Raw genomic sequence first — 16,651 nt, 5'->3', positions numbered from 1 at the left:
TGAGAAACACAAAAAAGGGATACGATACCTAACGGTATCAGTATCCCTTTTATCATTTAGCCTGTTAGAGCTTAAAACTGGTAGTGCATACCTAGAGCAAAATTAGAGATATCAGTATCCACATTTTGCTCACCTAATGAATACTCAGAGTCGAGATCGCCTTTAACAATATCATAGCCTAAACGGATGTTAAGGTTCTCAGTAATAGAGGCATTAACACCTACCCCATAGACCCAACCAAACCCAGTGAAGTCTTCATCTATACCTCTATCAGGTCGATATACTACGGCCATAGAAGCAATACCTACTTTGCCATACACGGCAAAGGTGTCATTAATCTGGTAAGTAAATTTAGGGGTAAAAGCAAACGAGCCAGCACCTAAGTCATAACCATTGCCACCAAGATCTCCTGAAAGATACATGTTGGCTTCTAAGCCAAACCAATCATTGAAGTTATAACCACCATAGGCGCCAAAACCTAAGCCGTTATCGCTATCCTCTGTTTTTACTTTTAGTTGTCCTAAACTGCCACCCACATAAAAACCGCTATGATCGTTGGCTGCTGCCACACTGCTTGATGCAAAAATGGCGAGTAGAGAAGCTGCTGCAATAGTTAATGTTTTCAAAGTAATTCCCCGAACTGATTATTGTTGTTACATCTGTCTTATAAATTGCATGCAGATTAATACAAGTTCGGCATAAAGGTTATCGATTCCAACAAAGAGCAACATGGCCATTCAGGAAGCATACAGGTTTGGCGAGAAACAGAGCAAAAAGCACTAATTTAAAAACATCCGAGGATCAATCCTAGATCAAGATACTAACAAAGTAGCATCATGAAGATATTCAAATTAGTACACTTCTAAACCCTGTTTAAAACAGGGCTGTAAGTGACTAAAAATACGATATCAAGAATCTAATGCTAATTTGACAGCTGCCTCAGCATGAATAGCTGTGGTGTCATAAAGGCGCACATTGGTGTCTGTTTCTTTGACTAACAGAGCTATCTCGGTACAACCCAATATCACCGCATCGGCGCCACTCTCTCTCAGCTTTTCAATGATCTCGACATAGGCTATTCGTGATTGTGTATTTACCACACCTTGACATAACTCATCATAGATAACTCGATGAATGATTGACTGTTCATCATCACTTGGGGTTAGTACCTCTATACCGTATTTTTCCGTCAGCCTCCCCTTATAAAAGGACTCAGACATAGTAAATTGGGTGCCTAATAACCCTACCTTCTTGATACCATCTTTAACCAATAACTCAGCAGTAGCATCGGCAATGTGCAGTAGCGGAATATTCACTTTAGCCTGCACCTGCTCAGCAACCTTGTGCATGGTATTAGTACAGATCATGAAAAAGTCAGCATTAGCCGCTTCTAACCCGCTTGCAGCTTCAGATAAGATCGCAGCGGTTTTATCCCACTCTCCAAGATGCTGAAGCTTCTCAATCTCAGCAAAGTCAACACTAACCAGTACTATTTTCGCACTGTGTAAACCACCCAATTCAGCTTTAACACTAAGATTGAGCGCCTGATAGTAACTTAATGTCGACTCCCAGCTCATTCCGCCTATCAATCCAATAGTTTTCACACTGTTTCCTTATCAAGGTTATTTTTAAGCTCGCCAGACCTCCATACAAATTAACACTCTCAGTTAATGGAGTCTCCTGTTATGACTCTCTCTTAGGAATGAGTTGTCGCCAAGCCATGCCACTGAAAGTGATTGTTGGCTTTCTTGCTAACAATGCCCTCATTAAAGAGCTGAGTAAAGATAACATCCACCTCATCTGGCTTGAGTTTTAACTGTTTTACTACAGCACGTTTACTGCACATCACCTCTTGGGTGCTCAGGGCTTCAATCACTCTCTCATAAGCGGTTTTATTGGGTTCATTGCAAGCTGTTACATCAAACTCACTATTGATTGTGGGCGTGAAGTGACTCAACATCTCTGGCTCTTTCATCTCACCTGAGGTGAAGCTGTCTATGGTAATCGGCTTCATATGACGATATTGATGACGAAAGCGGTTCTCCTCACCTATCAAACCAACGAAGAAAGCGGCAAAGAAATCCAACAGTATCGAGAGAAACACCACTAGCCCTAACTGAGCTGTATGGGGTGATGTGTGTAAAAAAGATGCTAAACCATCAATCAATCCAATCACAGAACCTTGTTCAGCAAGCGGCAGGCTATCTCTCTGTATCGCTAACTTTTGCTGCTCCTCTCTGAGCCGTTTATTCTCATTCTGTATTCTCACGACACCTGTGGCTATTCGCTCCATTTGGATGTATTTCTCAGCAGCAACATTGTTAAGTGCTATCTGCTTATCGATGGCAGCTATCTGCATATCAAATGCATTGACCTTACTCTGATGCAAAGCAACATGACTCTGCGCTTTATTGGTCGCACTGTTGATCCCGCCAACCGAGCCACCAATAGAAATTGCTGCCAATACAAGGTAAAAGCCCAGCGCAAAGATCATACCTGAGTAGTTTCGTCTGGCATGGCGCTCACCCACCTCATACCAGGCGAAGAATTTGCCTAGTTCAAAGATGATTGCCAATCCTCCAAATAGAAACTGCATCAAAGGATCATCATCAATCGATAGAAATAACAGGAGTGAAAACACAATAGAGGCTAGAATCGAGGCGCCTGTGAAACTGTAAACGCTCCACATGGCAAAGGGGCCTTTAGGATAGCGTATAGCTAGATTTTGATCGTAAAACATAACAGACTTCTATTTCGAGGGAGTTATACCAATTACTATAAAACTCATTGCCTAGCAGTTAGCCAGACGAAAAAATGGAGCATAAGGATACCTTAATTAGCCTCTATTCTCTCAAAAAATGCTCTGAAAGCCTCACTCCCGCTGAATTGTTACCCACTTTTATGATTACCGAATAAAACATAATCAGCCGCGGTTTAATAACTATTCAGCACTCAACATATTGAGAAAGTCACAGGATAAAATTAGACAGGAAGAAAAGATGCAGCCCACTTCACAAGTGGGCTGCATAATGGTGACTAGTCCCGTTGAAGAGCCACGATAGGATCCAGCTTTGCGGCTTTCTTCGCTGGATAAAGTCCAAAACCGACACCTATGGTCATGCATACACCTAATGCCAAAATAATCGCAAAAGGAGACCAGGCAACAGGCCAGCCGGCAGCGGTTGAAATCACCATCGCCAATAACAAGCCCACACCGATCCCGATGATGCCACCCGTTGCAGAGATGGCGATACTCTCGATAAGAAACTGACGCGCGATATCTTTTCGTCTGGCACCTAACGCACGGAGCAGACCTATCTCTCCAGTGCGCTCCATAATCGTTGCTAGCATGATATTCATGATCCCGATCCCGCCCACAAGTAGGGAGATCCCAGCAACACATGCCATCACAATATTAAATATCTGCTGTGTCTTTTGATGCTGCGCCAACAGATCCGCAGGCACCACAATATCGTAATCTCTCTCTCCACCATGGCGCCTATCCATTAAGTGACGCAGACTTTTCGCGGCCAAAGAGGGCTCAACACCTTCAGATATCGATACTTTAAACGAATCAAGTTCATCCTCAAGGGGCTTAAAATTAAGCTTTTTCAATGCCGTCGACAGAGGGATAAACACTTGATTTCGCTCCCCGCCTAACTTCACGCCTTGAATCTTAGACTGACCCGTACCAGCATCGGTCAAAACGCCAACCACAGTAAACCATTGATGATTGACCTTAATCACACTGCCGATCGCTTTTCCCTGTGGAAACAGACTGCGAGCCGCTTCTGGCCCCAATACTGCTACTTGATTGTAATAACGTTCATCATCTAAATTAAATATCTTACCTTCACTCAGCTTAAGTGCCGTTAATGAGAAGTAGCTAGAGGTGACTCCCTTAACTTGTGCATCACTGCGCCCCTCTGGACTAAACAAGCTAAAAGTTTTGACCTGTTTCTCGGCGCTCCACAGCTCAACAAAAGGCAGCGTATCTTTCGCACTTTCAACATCCCTTAGATTTAACCCTAAACTGTGCTCACGTATAGATTTTAATGCTTCACCATCTGTGGGCCTTGCATTAACCACAAGGTTTCTAACCCCCATGGACTCAATCATCTTAAGGGCTTCTTTCTCTGCACCTTCACCCACGCTTAGCATAGCAATCACGGCGCCTACACCAAAAATCATGCCTAACAGGGTCAACGCCGTCCTCAGCTTGTGATGACGCATCTCATCGAACGCTTGCTTTACTCCCTCGATATAAACTCTGCTTTCAACTAAAAGGTGCCTCATACTCGGCTCCTTTTTGGAGGTGTAGTCAGTGCTATCACATCCCCCTCACTCAATCCCTTAGTGATCTCGGTGCGATTGAGACTTCGACTGCCCATCTCCACAGTTTGCTTAACAAAACCTTCTGCTGTTTTAAGGTAGACCCAATACTGCCCCTCTTTTTGGAAAAGGGCTTGATTGGGAACCGTCAGCACGCTATGTAAACTTAACATATGCACTTTTGCCTGAACCTGCCTACCGGGTTGCATAATGCCCACCTCGGTTCTATCTAGACTAATGGTAAATTGAAAATAGTTAACTGGACTGTCTTTATCCTTAGGTTTTGCCAAGGCATCAAGTTGAGTCACTTCGCCAGTAAAAGGTTTGTCAGGATAGGCATCAAGAAAAACAGTTGCCTTTTTTCCTACGGCTAAACCCGCCGCCTCTGACTCCTGAACATATAACTTTGCTTGCATCACTGAGGTATCAGGCAATAAGCCAATGGAGGTGCCTGACCACATCATGTCACCCACAACCGGAAAAGAACCATCCCAACCCGCTTGGTAAACAAACAGGCCATCATGGGGAGCAATGATCTCCATCTGATTTAGATTACTCTCATACCGACTTATTTTGGCTGAGTGCCCCTTTTGCCTAAGCTTTATTAACTCCTGCTCGGCTTCAGCTTGCGAGCCATGTTGCTCTAACCCCCAATCGAAATAGTGCATCTTGGCCACTAGATAGTCCTGATTTCGCATCTGATCGATGATCTCTATCTTGTTATAGACCCGCTCATCATCACTGAAGTAACGCTCAGCTAGATCTTTCTCTTGACTGGTTATCTGGGTGCCTTCCAGTAAATTTTGACTAATGGTATTGTCTTTTTCTGTCTGGATCTGACTATCAAAAGCGAGTTTATCGAAATCAAACTGCTCCATCTTAAGTCGATAATTTTCTCGCTCTGGATCCATTCTGGCGACCACATCACCTCTCTTAACTTGAGTAAAGTTGGCTAATATCCAAGCTAAAGATTGTGGACCTCTTAAACCAGAAGGTACTGTCACGGCGGTTGCATTGCTCGCCTCTAACTCACCCACTGCAGGTATATCAAAGGTAAAATCCGCTCGCTGAACATCCATGGTTAACACACCATCACTGGCTTGTTGGCTACAGCCTGACAACGCCAACATCGCGATTAACGCTGATGATTTAACTAAATGACGACTCAAGCTAAATGAGCCATATACAGGCTTAATGAAAGAGAATTGACACTCGCTCATGGCAGTACAACCTCCTGACCTAATGCTAGTCCTGATGTGATAGATACTCGCTCTTTACCTATTGCACCTATAGTGACAGCCTGTTTACTCTTGCTGAAAGTGCCGGGAGTATACACATATGCCTGTCCTGCGTCGTAATGAACAGCATCGAGAGAGAGCAGCAACTCCTGCTTCTCATTAGCAATATCGATCGATATTTTGGCGGTCATACCTGGGCGCATCAACTCAGTATCCGCTTCATCTATGCTGGCAACAGCATCAAAAACAACTAAAGGAACCTCTTGATTTTTGTTACGAAATACAGCGCCGAGTTCAATAATATTACCGGTAAACACCTTATCAGGGTTCGCATCGAGCCTAATCTTCAGCTCTTGACCTATCTTAACCCGTCTCGCTTCAACTTCCGGGATCGTCATATTGACCTGCATATGGGTCAGATCTGGAATACTAAGCACCGCATCCCCCATAAATACTGACTGGCCCTCTTTTATCTTATTCCCTTGAGAGTCATTACCGTAAACCACCATGCCGTTTCTCGGGGCGATAAGCGTTAGGGATTGTATCCCACGTTTGAGTTGCTCAACTTCAGCAGCAAACTTCTGACGGTCTCCCATTAACATCGCTTCCCTCTGCTTAGCCCCTTTCACTTCTAGATCTAGCTTCTGCTCTGTCAAGTTCACCTTATCTCGGGCTATTTCTGCATCTTTTTGATATTTAATCTTTTCAATGGCAGCTACGGTTTCATCTGACAGCCTGAATTTACGCTCCGCTTTTTCAAGGTTCATCTTGTCTTCCGCCAGTGCAAGCCTCAGCTCCTCAAGTTTTTTTGCATTCCTTAACTTGGAAGTTTCAATATCTTGAAGAGTGGCTTCTAACTTAGCAGTTTTAACTGAGAGCTTTTGCGTCAAGTCAGAGGTGTCAAGCTGAGCAACCATATCCCCCTGCTGAACCTCTGCTCCCTCTTGAGCTAACTGCTTAACTTGATACTGCCACACACGGCGAATTGAAGGTGGCATTAATGAGACGGTATCAGCCGAAACCAGCTCACCGGATGCTTCGATACTTTGACTTAGAACACCTTGCTCTACCCAAGTTACAGACTCATGATTGCAGGCCGACAACATAGAGGCTGAGGCTAAAGTAAGCGAAGAGAGTAAAAGGGTTTTACGCCATGTGCCCGTGATACCCGTGGCTATTGAGTTGACACTCTTTTTCATAACTTCTCCTTAGAGGTCACTAATACGCTCATCCCCGGAATAATTTTTACTTTTTCATTGGGAGTAAAACTGATCTCCACTTTAAACCAGTTGCTGTTTCCCCAAGCTGTTTGCTTCTGAGCTTGCCTGCCGATACTTTTTATTTGGCCACTGAAGGACATATCAGATTGAGAGTCCAGCCTTAATGTAACCAGGCTTTGAGCCTTAATTTTATCGACATCGACCTCATTGACCCAAGCGACAACCTCCAGCTCCTCCATTGCCGGTAAGCTTGCAACTTGACGGCCTATCTGTACGGTATCCCCCACGGCATACTTCTTCTCTGACCAAGGGTCGCTGCTGTAAAGTAGTGGCCCCTTTATCTCGGCTTTTAGTGTAAGTTGCTCAATTCCATCCAATGCTTGTTGCAGTTCAAGCTGGGCTCGGCTTCTATCAATAGCCAACTGAGCTTTACTGGCAGATTGCTTATCTAAGGCCTCTTTTAATGCTTGTTCCGCTTTAATCAACTCACTGTTGGCCTGCATCAGCTTAAATTGATTCTCCGCATACTCTTTGGCAGCGATATAGTCCGCAGGCACATCGGCATCAAGCTGACTCTTATCACGCTCAGTTTCTTTCTGTTTCAGATCGAACTTTGCCTGTAAAACACTCGCTTTTAGGTCGATTGACGTACTCTGCTCCTGCGCTGTCACCCTAAGTAAACTCGCCTCTAGCTGCTCAATCTGATTATCAATTTGAGTTTTATCGAAAATAACCACCACTTGACCAGGCTCAGCAATCTCCCCCTCCGGCATCATCCACTGTATCTGATAGCGCCATGCATCACCGGCCTTTGGCACCATAAATGACTGTGATTTTACCGATGAGACCTTTCCCGTTAATAACAGTGACTCATCGGCAGCGACGCTCGAAATATAGGTGAATAAAAATGGTAAAAGCAGCGAGCATAAACCACGGCAGCTTAGCTTAGAACGGTAATCAAGCAGCATAGTTGCTCCGATCTTCAATCTCTACAATATGACCGTCCCGCATGCGAATAACCCGCTGCGCATAAGCAGCAACTTCCTCTTCGTGTGTGACAAGAATAATAGTTTGCCCCGCTTTGTGCAGGTCGGTAAACAGCTCCATGATCTCAACAGATGTTTTACTGTCTAAGGCACCAGTTGGCTCATCAGCGAGTAAAATAGCTGGGCGATTAACCAAAGCCCGAGCGATAGCAACCCTCTGTCTCTGACCACCTGATAGTTGATTTGGTCTATGATCTTGCCGTGTCCCTAGGCCCACCCGAGTTAATAACTCACTCGCATATTGGCTATCTTCATTTGGCGGATTAGAGAAACGTAATGGCAACAACACATTTTGCAGCGCACTCATTCGCGGTAATAAATGGAAACTTTGAAAAACGAAACCTATCTCTTTGTTGCGAACCGCTGATAATGCATCATCATCTAAACTAGCAACTTCTTGCTCGTTTAACTGATAGCTACCACTAGTAGGTTTATCTAAACACCCTATGATATTCATCAATGTCGATTTACCAGAACCTGATGGCCCCATGATGGCAACAAACTCATTGTTATTAATCGTAAACTCTACCCCTCTTAGTGCAAACACAGAGGTATTGCCCATCTGGTACTCTTTAGTTAATCCATTGACTTTGATCATAATGCTCTCACCCACATCTATGTTTATGCATAAATGTTTCAATATTTACTACGGAACAAACTCAGTTACATCTCGTTAACTCTTTAAAAACATGAAAGTTGTTACTGGTGACAAGATTCAAAAGTTAGAGTTATAAGATACAGAAAGTTCAATAAATTGACAGAGATCTCAGGTGAATATCATTCAGAAGTGGAAAAGTAATGACAAAGGAGGAGTATCAAAGGTAAAGCTGGCGCTAAAACATCCAATAAGAGTTAAAAATAGATCCCCATTAAACTTAAGATAGCGATCCCTGCAAAGGGCATCCATTGAAACAGTCGACGAAACGGCGATGGTATCTCACTATCAAAAGCAAGAAAAAGCTGCCAAATCGCAAAGATGCCAAAATTTAGTGCAATAAATAGCACTAAACCATACCCCTGCATCATGGAGATCAGGTCAAAACCACAGGCTGCCAAAATGATCATAGAGAGTAAAATAAACAGGGATACAAAATGAAAAATACAGTGAAATACCGCTTTTACAACAGGGTCTAACTCACTCGATAACATAGGAAACAGATACTCTTTTCTTCCATGGCTAAGATGAGTTAAGAGTGTCAATAATGCTAATAAAGCTGCGACTAAAAAGTAGTAATTCATCTATCCCTCGTCTCGGTCTTTCACCATTTTGTATAACATTGCTTGCTATTAGACAGGAAGGCTCATCATTTTCTTTCAAAAAAGAACCCTATACCAATCAGTATAAGGTTCTCCATCATAGCTCTAGTGACTTACATAGTCGCCATTATCCAATAATCCAAGCGTGTTTGTGGCTCAGATAAAAGTGACTGGCAAGCCACTTTATACTTACTCATCAATGGACCTAAACTTTTGCCATTTGGCAGTGTGGCTAACTGCTTCTCTTTAATAGCTGACAACTGCTTTTCCACCGCTTCTTTGCTCTGATATTGCTCAGCTAATGCAACGGCCTTCTTTGAAGAGTTAAGCAAACGCTCCCCCACTGGTTTCATCTGTGGAGCATCCATGTTTACGATAACATTCGAGCTAATTTGATAGTATGACGCACACTCAAGCACCTCTTTATTAAATGCAAGCTCCGCCTCACTTGGACTTTCTGTCGCCATTGCAGTAGCACTTAAAAACAGAGTAACGGGCACAAGCAGCAAACTTTTACCTGTTAAGTGAAAAAATGAATCAGATCTTTGACTAACGAAATTCAACATGGGATCCCTATCACAAACTTATCGAAATAATTGACGACAGTTCTACTTTAGTTACCGCTTAATATCAAGTGAATAGGTAAGAAAGTCATTATCAACTTCAAAGCCTAAAGAGGTATAAAGTGAGCGAGCAGGCTGATTGGTCTCTTGTGTCTCTAACACCAGTTTACCCATGCCATGATCCCGTGCGTATTGAATAACCTGCTTCATCAGCTTAACACCTAAACCGACACACCTAGCGTGTTTCGTTACAAACAGATCATTAAGGTTGAGCACAGGCTTAGTACTTATCGAAGAGAAGCCTGGATAGAGCTGCACAAAGCCTAATCCGAGACCATGGCTATCGATAGCTAAAAAAATAATTGAAGAGTTATCACTGAGGCGTTCAGCGATGAAGCTTCTCGCTAACGGCAGATCATCAATTTGTCCATAAAACTGACGGTATTCATTAAAGAGTTGCGATATCACATCCACATCCTCTAATCGTCCTTGTATGATGCGACTATCCATCTTATACCCTCCCTAGTACATGGTATCGATAAAATACGCACCATAAGCCTTAGGCTGAGCCGTGCGTATTTTATTATTCAGATGAATCTAAGCCAGCTTCTAACTGTATTGTGCGACTCTCTTCATCAAGTTATCTTTCACAGTTTCCCACTCCTTATCGATAATAGAGTAGATAACTGTATCTCTAACTGTGCCATCTGATAGCAACTGATGATTTCTCAACACGCCATCTTGCTTAGCACCAAGGCGTGTTATCGCCTCTCTTGCAGCTTGATTGTGCCAATGGGTTCTAAACTCTACAGCCATCACATCTAAGGTTTCAAAGGCGTAGGTTAAGAGCAGTAACTTAGCTTCAGTATTCACGCCAGTTCTTTGAGCGCGCTTTGCATACCAGGTATAACCTATCTCTAATCGCCTATTTGACTGATCCCAGCGGCAGATCCGTGTCGAACCTATCACCTCTCCAGACACTTTATCTCTCACAACAAAGGTTAACGCCTCTCCCGCCTTCTCAGACGCTATCGCATCCTCGATATACTGCTTCATTTCATCAGGATGAGGCACATCTGTGAACCAAATATTCCAAAGTTCACCATCTGAAGCCGCTAAAGATAACGCCGCCGTATGTTCTATGGTCATAGGCTCTAATACAATACATTCCCCCGAAAGGAACTCTGTTTTTATTTCATTAGCCACATCTCTCTCCCTGCTACGATTTTTATTATAATATGCGTGCGATGAACAATTGATGACAACCTATACTGATTGGTATTACCTTCAAACCCATTACCTTCAAACTCAACGATATGGTAAAAACCTTCCCAAATAAAATCAATCAATACACAAGTTGTACCGTAAAATATCGCTTCCATCTTGCCACTTTTCACAACACTCAAACTGCATACCGAGTTTCTCTAAAACAGCGATAGAAGCATTATTCCCCGGGCTGACGACACCCAAAATATTCGACAGTGCTAATGTTCTTGCATGAGATAAAACCCCCTTCCCTGACTCAAGAGCATAACCTTGCCCCCAAAACTGTGGCAAAAACGCATAGCCCAAATCGGGAAAATTAAGATTTTCACGCTTAACAATTCCAGATAAACCGATCCGCTCTCCCGAACTTTTCAGCTCAACCAGATATAATCCGAAGCCATGCTCCTGATAACTCGCGATCGGCCCCTCAATCAAGTAGGTTTCAGCCTGATAACGGTCCCTCACTCCTCTATCGCCTATATTGTCTAAAAAACCTGGAGTATTAAGCAGTTCTAAAATAAAAGCAGCATCTCCTAAGGTTAAATACCTCAGTATCAACCTATCTGTTTCTAATACAATCAAAATCCCCTCTCAAGCTTTACTCCCTGATTTTTAGACTATACTTTGTTAAGTCTCGCAGAGGAAGCTAACCCTATGTCAAGGAAACGTACTAAAGTCAGTCAGTATTATGTGATAGCCGCGGTCGTTGCTGCCGAGTTAAATCACACATTAACTTACTGCAAGCAGATCAACCTTACCGCGAGTAATGCTCAGGCGGCCTCTTCGAGAGTGGGTAATGCAGCCTTAGGATTTAAGGCGTTAACTGGCTTTATCGATGACCTTGCCTGTTACACCATGAAAGCGGCAACGGATATCAATCAGCTAGCAAACCAAGCCAGCAAAATGGCAACCGAAACAGCAAGAGCCGCCTCCGCACTGAAACATTTTGAAAAAGCAAAGCGTAACTCACATGATGCTAAGTATGCCCATACAATATTGCCCGCTTTTCAACATACCTCTGATAGATATACTCAACTCCAACGCTCTTTCCAAAAGGTGATTAATCAAATGGAGATTCAACTCCATGAGCTTAAACGTAATTTGAGAACAGCCAATATACTCGCCTCAATATGCCGAATCGAAGCTTGCCGTGTCGATGTTGCCAACCAAGCCACCTTTAATGATGTTGCCAACCGTGTTGACAATGTCGCCAATAAGATCCGTCAAAGAGTCGATAACGCCATATCTCTTTTTGATACCTCAGCAGAGAAGAAAGCCGCTTAAGCCTTTAAATAACTCAAGTTTGACAGGGAGCTAGCACTAATGAAGAGTCAACTACTCGTTGAAACACCAACACATAAATGGATTTATTTTGGTCGAGATCCCGATAAACCTGAAAAGATAATAGATACCAATCAATATATGCTTGTCACAGAACATAAAGCACTCTTAATGGATCCTGGCGGTGTGGAACTGTTTGCACCTATGCTGGCAAATATTGTTAAACATATTCCCCTTGAACAGCTCACCCACCTTTTTGCATCTCATCAAGATCCTGACATCATCTCCTCCTTAGGGCTATGGGATCAAACCTTACCCGAAGCCAAACTCTACTCCCCTTGGATATGGGAGGGGTTTATCAGACACTTTGGAATGAGCAATATCACCTATGAGGCGCTGCCAGACGAGGGAAGTCGATTAATATTGGATCAAGCTGAAGTTCAGTTCATTCCTGCTCACTACCTGCACGCATCTGGTAACTTTCATGTTTACGATCCGGCAACTCGGGTCTTAATGAGTGGTGATGTGGGCGCAGCTCTTGAGGGACCCAATGTCAGTATTTTTGTCGACGACTTTGAAAGCCATATCAAGAAGATGAGTTTTTTCCATCAAAGATGGATGCCTTCAAATGCCGCCAAGAATGACTGGATAGCCAGAGTCAGAAAACTGGATATTGAGTATATGTGCCCTCAGCACGGAAGAATATTCAAAGGAGAGCAAGTTGGGCAGTTTCTAGATTGGTTTGAGCAACTTGAAGTGGGGCAAGCTATCAGCAATAGCTAATTGAATATAAAAAAGCGTCCTACCTGGACGCTTTTACATTAAATAGATTCAATATAGATCACAGATAACGGGTAAATTCACTGCCCTTCTTAGCCGCTTTAATCGGGGCTTTGACCACAGGTGTACCGACATACAGAAAGCCGACAATCTGATCGCTTTGTGTAAGCCCCAAACTTTGGTGCACCTTGCGATCGAAAGCATAACTCCCCGTACGCCAGATAGCCCCTAATCCCAATGCAAATGCAGCTTGTTGCATCGCCATCGTTGCACAGCCTGCTGCGATATGTTGCTCAAGCTCAGGTACTTTTGCATGCTCAACAGATTTAGCCACCACAACGATCACTAAAGGAGCTCGTTGGGGCATAACTAGGGCTTTAGCGAGTGCAGCCTCATCGGCGCCACTGCTCATAGCTGCATCAGCAAATACTTGACCGAGTTTTTTTAACCCTTCACCCTGAGCAATGATAAACTCCCAAGGGGTTAACCCAGCATGATCTGGGACTCTAACCCCTGCATCTAAAATAGTATTGAGCTGCGCTTCGCTTGGACCTGGCTCTGCAAGGCGTGGGCATGACTGTCTTGTCAATAATAACTCAATGGCGTCCAAAACTACTCCTATGATACCAATCTTTATACTGATTGATATTTATCAATTTCGATTTTCAACAAGAGTAACAAAGCTTTGATAGGGATAATAGAAAATCCCACCTAATTGGTGGGATTTACATAGTTTATGAAGTTTAATCGAATACTGTTCAACTCGAGCTACTTATTCACAGCCTTAGCAATATAATAATCTAGACTAGTGAAACGTCCGCCTCCCATAAATAACAAGGCCAACAGCATAAACAGGTAAGTTATGGCAAACTCAATCCCATTGTTCAACACGACAAAGTTTCCAGAACTTGTTAGCCACTCATAATTACCATTCTCTTGAAGCAAGGTTTTTGCGGCGCTCAATTTATCACCTGCTGCAAGCACCTGCTCGTTAGCTAGCCAAGAGCTCCCATCGGCAATCGCTAACCAACCATTCTCCCAATGAACAGCAAAGGCTGCCACTAACATGGTCACCATCAAGGGAATAGAGACCAAACGCGTAGCCAAGCCTAATACCAATAATCCCCCGCCAATTAACTCCGTTCCAGCAGCCAACGCAACCATCAACTCAGGAAAAGGCAGGCCTAACCCCCAGTCAGGGTTACCAAACCAAGCGGCAGAATCACTAAAGTGGGAAAGTTTATTATAACCGGCCTGCATCAAAACAGGGGCAAGATAAAGCCGAAGAGCAAGGGGGGCTAGTCCCTCAAAGTATTTAAGCAAGTCTACAAATTTTTGATACAGGTTAACTAACATGAACGCTCCTTTTAATCATTATTGGTTAAATAGACCATCAGGGAGAGAGTTTTATTTCACTCAGTTATCACTTTATAGCATAAAGGCTCAACTCGCTTACAAAAACATGATCGGCTGTAGCGCTTTAAAACAGCGTTAGTTAATCAATTAAAGAGAAAAACTGTTCAAAGCAGTTTAGGTATTCTTGCGCCTGATGTGGATTACTACTGCTTAAATTTTCCACATCAGAGTTAGATGAGTTATCCGACGCCATCAAGAGTGACCAAGATGCTGCAAAAACCCAATAGATATTTATCGCAGCTGGTAACGCCGCTTTTGCACCTGAGGTCAGTTTAGGGTGATTAAGGAGATAAGCATCGATCAATCGCTGCCGCTGCGGGGTCGATAACTCATGAGTTGACAGCACCCCAGCAAGATCAAATAGCGGATGTGAACCGCAGGCGTACTCAAAGTCGATGCAATACAGAATGCCATCTTTACAAAGCAGGTTATGGGGGTTGAGATCCCTATGACTATATTGAAGCCCAAGCGCACAATCACTCAACTCTTGAAGCCATTGAGATATCTTGCTCTCTAAGCTTAATAACTGCTTAAAGTGAGTTAGCCATTGTACATTCAACCCACTGCTTGCTTCGCTCACAATGTGGGTCTCTATCTCACTTAGCCGTTTAAGGTAAAGGCGCCACTGTTCTGGGTTGTCTGTTATATTTTCGGGAGTATCTAGGCGTGTAAGCTCCTGCAGCAGCACTAAGAGTTGTTTGTCAGCCGCAGGCCAAATTGCAGCATCATGGATAACAGGATGAGCTGTTTCAGCGCTAAGCAAGTTGGCCCACAACTTAGCGGGATCTTCATCAATATACTCACTAAGATAAAACGAGTGATCGGCGCTAACATAGAGTAATGCAGGTGCGATACCTGCATCTGCGGCTAAACGCCAGTTTCTCACTTCAGCTCTACGATTGCACAATTGATCACTTGCCGATGAGTTACAACGTAGTACCCATTTATGTTGACCATTATCAATCAAGTAATTTTGATTACTCAGCCCGTGAGTAAGCTTTTGCACCTCAAGCGTGCTAGAGCCTGCTTTGTCACTTTCATGATTGCTACCAAATATTAGCCCAAGCTGCTCAAGCTCTTTAATCACAATCACAGGTAACCTTTTCATTAACGCTTCAGCTTGATCCATAGAATTATCAATTTCACTAAGGCTATTAACTTACTGTAGCTAAATCTTGCTCTCTCATGGTGGAGCGCCACAGAAAATACCCGCCAATGGCCATCCCGACATACAGAATAAACAGTAAAGAGGTAAGCATTAATCCTTTTTGAAGATAGAGATAGATAGAAACCAGATCGATAACAACCCAGTAAAGCCAGTTCTCAAGCACCTTCTTTGCCACTAAGTAGGTTGTCATAACGGCATAGCAGGTCGTCGCGGCATCTAAATAGGGGAAGGAAGCACTAGTATGATTGGCCATCAGATATCCCATCAAGAGTGAGATAGCTGCCGTCACGGCGATTATCTTCAGGTGACGGTTCAAACTCCATGAAATGACGCCGCCTGTATCATCACGTTTACCTTTAGACCACTGCTGAAAACCATATATTGCCATCGCCATATAGTAGACATTCAACACTGACTCCATTAACAATGATACTTTCCAAAAAAGTGCCGTATAGATAGCTGTACTCGCAAAAGCTGCAAACCAGCACCAGATACTGCCCTTCATCGCCAGCAGTAAATAGGCCGCCGCTAAGATAACGGCAATACCTTCCCAAGCGGTTAACGCATTCGCTTCAGATAAAGCGCCGGTAAAAGTATTTAATAATGCTGACCAAAACTCTGTCATGACTCTCTCACTCAATGGTAAAACTTAAAAGCCCATATCCACGTCCTGAATATGAGCTCAACTTCAAGCAAGTTTTATCATTAAAAAGGATAAAACAGCTATAAATACCGTGCCTAGTTACTCACTATGGGAGAGATTAAGCTCACCACCAATAAACTTACACACAAAGACAGCTTTGCCCCACTTCTTGTGGGCGGCCTCCATCTCTGTTGCTAGCATATCCATCACCTCACGATACTCACCACACACCTGAGTCGCCATCGCATTCGTTTTACGCTCGATATTTTCATAACTATCGACACGACCAATAAACCAGCGAATAGGATCCAAGTAGTTGTCTTGTAACGGGTAGCAGCTAATTTCAGCGGTTAATTTCATTTTATGACCCCAAGCCGCACTAGAGTGCGGCTAAAATTAAATGAGTAAACATTGAACTTTTAAACATTTAGATAATTAAAC

Annotated in this window: 20 protein-coding genes; 2 read left to right on the top strand and 18 right to left on the bottom strand. The window is 43.4% G+C overall.

What is annotated here, in order from left to right; genetic code table 11:
- Positions 1–71 precede the first annotated feature (71 nt).
- From K0625_RS08845 to K0625_RS08785, 13 genes are all read right to left on the bottom strand, one after another.
- Positions 72–626 carry a porin family protein gene (locus K0625_RS08845; RefSeq protein WP_220109360.1) on the bottom strand — a complete coding sequence of 185 codons (555 nt, stop codon included), beginning with the start codon at positions 624–626 and terminating at the stop codon, positions 72–74.
- A gap of 282 nt (positions 627–908) precedes the next feature.
- On the bottom strand, positions 909–1,604 hold the full coding sequence (locus K0625_RS08840; protein ID WP_220109359.1) for an aspartate/glutamate racemase family protein: 696 nt from the start codon (positions 1,602–1,604) through the stop codon (positions 909–911).
- Positions 1,605–1,696: 92 nt separating this feature from the next.
- A complete protein-coding gene (locus K0625_RS08835; RefSeq protein WP_220109358.1) occupies positions 1,697–2,740 on the bottom strand; it encodes a Preprotein translocase subunit SecY in 1,044 nt (347 codons plus the stop codon).
- A 296-nt stretch (positions 2,741–3,036) separates the two neighbouring features.
- Positions 3,037–4,296: an ABC transporter permease gene (locus K0625_RS08830; protein ID WP_220109357.1), complete on the bottom strand. Its 1,260-nt coding sequence runs from the start codon at positions 4,294–4,296 to the stop codon at positions 3,037–3,039.
- Positions 4,293–5,552: an efflux RND transporter periplasmic adaptor subunit gene (locus K0625_RS08825; RefSeq protein WP_220109356.1), complete on the bottom strand. Its 1,260-nt coding sequence runs from the start codon at positions 5,550–5,552 to the stop codon at positions 4,293–4,295. The genes K0625_RS08830 and K0625_RS08825 overlap by 4 nt, the downstream gene beginning before the upstream one ends.
- Positions 5,549–6,769 (bottom strand): efflux RND transporter periplasmic adaptor subunit, encoded by a 1,221-nt coding sequence (locus K0625_RS08820; protein ID WP_220109355.1) that lies wholly within the window; start codon positions 6,767–6,769, stop codon positions 5,549–5,551. Before K0625_RS08820 ends, K0625_RS08825 begins: the two co-directional genes overlap by 4 nt.
- Positions 6,766–7,758 (bottom strand): HlyD family secretion protein, encoded by a 993-nt coding sequence (locus K0625_RS08815; protein WP_220109354.1) that lies wholly within the window; start codon positions 7,756–7,758, stop codon positions 6,766–6,768. The genes K0625_RS08820 and K0625_RS08815 overlap by 4 nt, the downstream gene beginning before the upstream one ends.
- The gene (locus K0625_RS08810) at positions 7,748–8,434 is read right to left on the bottom strand and encodes an ABC transporter ATP-binding protein (RefSeq protein ID WP_220109353.1); all 687 of its coding nucleotides are present in this window, start codon (positions 8,432–8,434) and stop codon (positions 7,748–7,750) included. Before K0625_RS08810 ends, K0625_RS08815 begins: the two co-directional genes overlap by 11 nt.
- 254 nt (positions 8,435–8,688) lie before the next feature.
- Positions 8,689–9,075, bottom strand: coding sequence for a hypothetical protein (locus K0625_RS08805; protein ID WP_220109352.1), 387 nt, complete (start codon positions 9,073–9,075; stop codon positions 8,689–8,691).
- 131 nt (positions 9,076–9,206) lie between these two features.
- Positions 9,207–9,659, bottom strand: a complete 453-nt coding sequence (locus K0625_RS08800) for a hypothetical protein (protein ID WP_220109351.1) — start codon at positions 9,657–9,659, stop codon at positions 9,207–9,209.
- Between the two features lie 51 nt (positions 9,660–9,710).
- Complete coding sequence (locus K0625_RS08795) at positions 9,711–10,166, bottom strand: GNAT family N-acetyltransferase (RefSeq protein ID WP_220109350.1); 456 nt, start codon at positions 10,164–10,166, stop codon at positions 9,711–9,713.
- Between the two features lie 99 nt (positions 10,167–10,265).
- On the bottom strand, positions 10,266–10,805 hold the full coding sequence (locus tag K0625_RS08790) for a GNAT family N-acetyltransferase (protein WP_220109536.1): 540 nt from the start codon (positions 10,803–10,805) through the stop codon (positions 10,266–10,268).
- Between the two features lie 192 nt (positions 10,806–10,997).
- The gene (locus K0625_RS08785) at positions 10,998–11,504 is read right to left on the bottom strand and encodes a GNAT family N-acetyltransferase (protein ID WP_220109349.1); all 507 of its coding nucleotides are present in this window, start codon (positions 11,502–11,504) and stop codon (positions 10,998–11,000) included.
- Positions 11,505–11,576: 72 nt separating this feature from the next.
- Here K0625_RS08785 and K0625_RS08780 point away from each other — a divergent pair, with 72 nt between their 5' ends.
- Complete coding sequence (locus tag K0625_RS08780) at positions 11,577–12,206, top strand: chemotaxis protein (RefSeq protein ID WP_220109348.1); 630 nt, start codon at positions 11,577–11,579, stop codon at positions 12,204–12,206.
- A gap of 39 nt (positions 12,207–12,245) precedes the next feature.
- Positions 12,246–12,986 (top strand): oxygen-binding di-iron domain-containing protein, encoded by a 741-nt coding sequence (locus K0625_RS08775; protein ID WP_220109347.1) that lies wholly within the window; start codon positions 12,246–12,248, stop codon positions 12,984–12,986.
- A 58-nt stretch (positions 12,987–13,044) separates the two neighbouring features.
- Here the strand turns inward: K0625_RS08775 and K0625_RS08770 are convergent, their stop codons facing one another.
- The 5 genes from K0625_RS08770 to K0625_RS08750 form a co-directional block, all read right to left on the bottom strand.
- Complete coding sequence (locus K0625_RS08770; RefSeq protein WP_220109346.1) at positions 13,045–13,593, bottom strand: NAD(P)H nitroreductase; 549 nt, start codon at positions 13,591–13,593, stop codon at positions 13,045–13,047.
- 158 nt (positions 13,594–13,751) lie between these two features.
- Positions 13,752–14,339: an HvfX family Cu-binding RiPP maturation protein gene (locus tag K0625_RS08765; RefSeq protein WP_220109345.1), complete on the bottom strand. Its 588-nt coding sequence runs from the start codon at positions 14,337–14,339 to the stop codon at positions 13,752–13,754.
- 139 nt (positions 14,340–14,478) lie between these two features.
- Entirely contained in the window at positions 14,479–15,528 is a 1,050-nt protein-coding gene (locus K0625_RS08760) for a phosphotransferase (RefSeq protein ID WP_220109344.1), read from the bottom strand.
- 25 nt (positions 15,529–15,553) lie between these two features.
- On the bottom strand, positions 15,554–16,192 hold the full coding sequence (pnuC, locus tag K0625_RS08755) for a nicotinamide riboside transporter PnuC (RefSeq protein ID WP_220109343.1): 639 nt from the start codon (positions 16,190–16,192) through the stop codon (positions 15,554–15,556).
- A gap of 117 nt (positions 16,193–16,309) precedes the next feature.
- Positions 16,310–16,570: a hypothetical protein gene (locus K0625_RS08750; RefSeq protein WP_064791648.1), complete on the bottom strand. Its 261-nt coding sequence runs from the start codon at positions 16,568–16,570 to the stop codon at positions 16,310–16,312.
- Positions 16,571–16,651 lie beyond the last annotated feature (81 nt).

This window comes from Shewanella nanhaiensis (assembly GCF_019457885.1).
GTDB lineage: Bacteria > Pseudomonadota > Gammaproteobacteria > Enterobacterales > Shewanellaceae > Shewanella > Shewanella nanhaiensis.
Note: the sequence above shows the minus strand (reverse complement) of the source record. Positions and strands in the feature narration are given on the sequence as shown.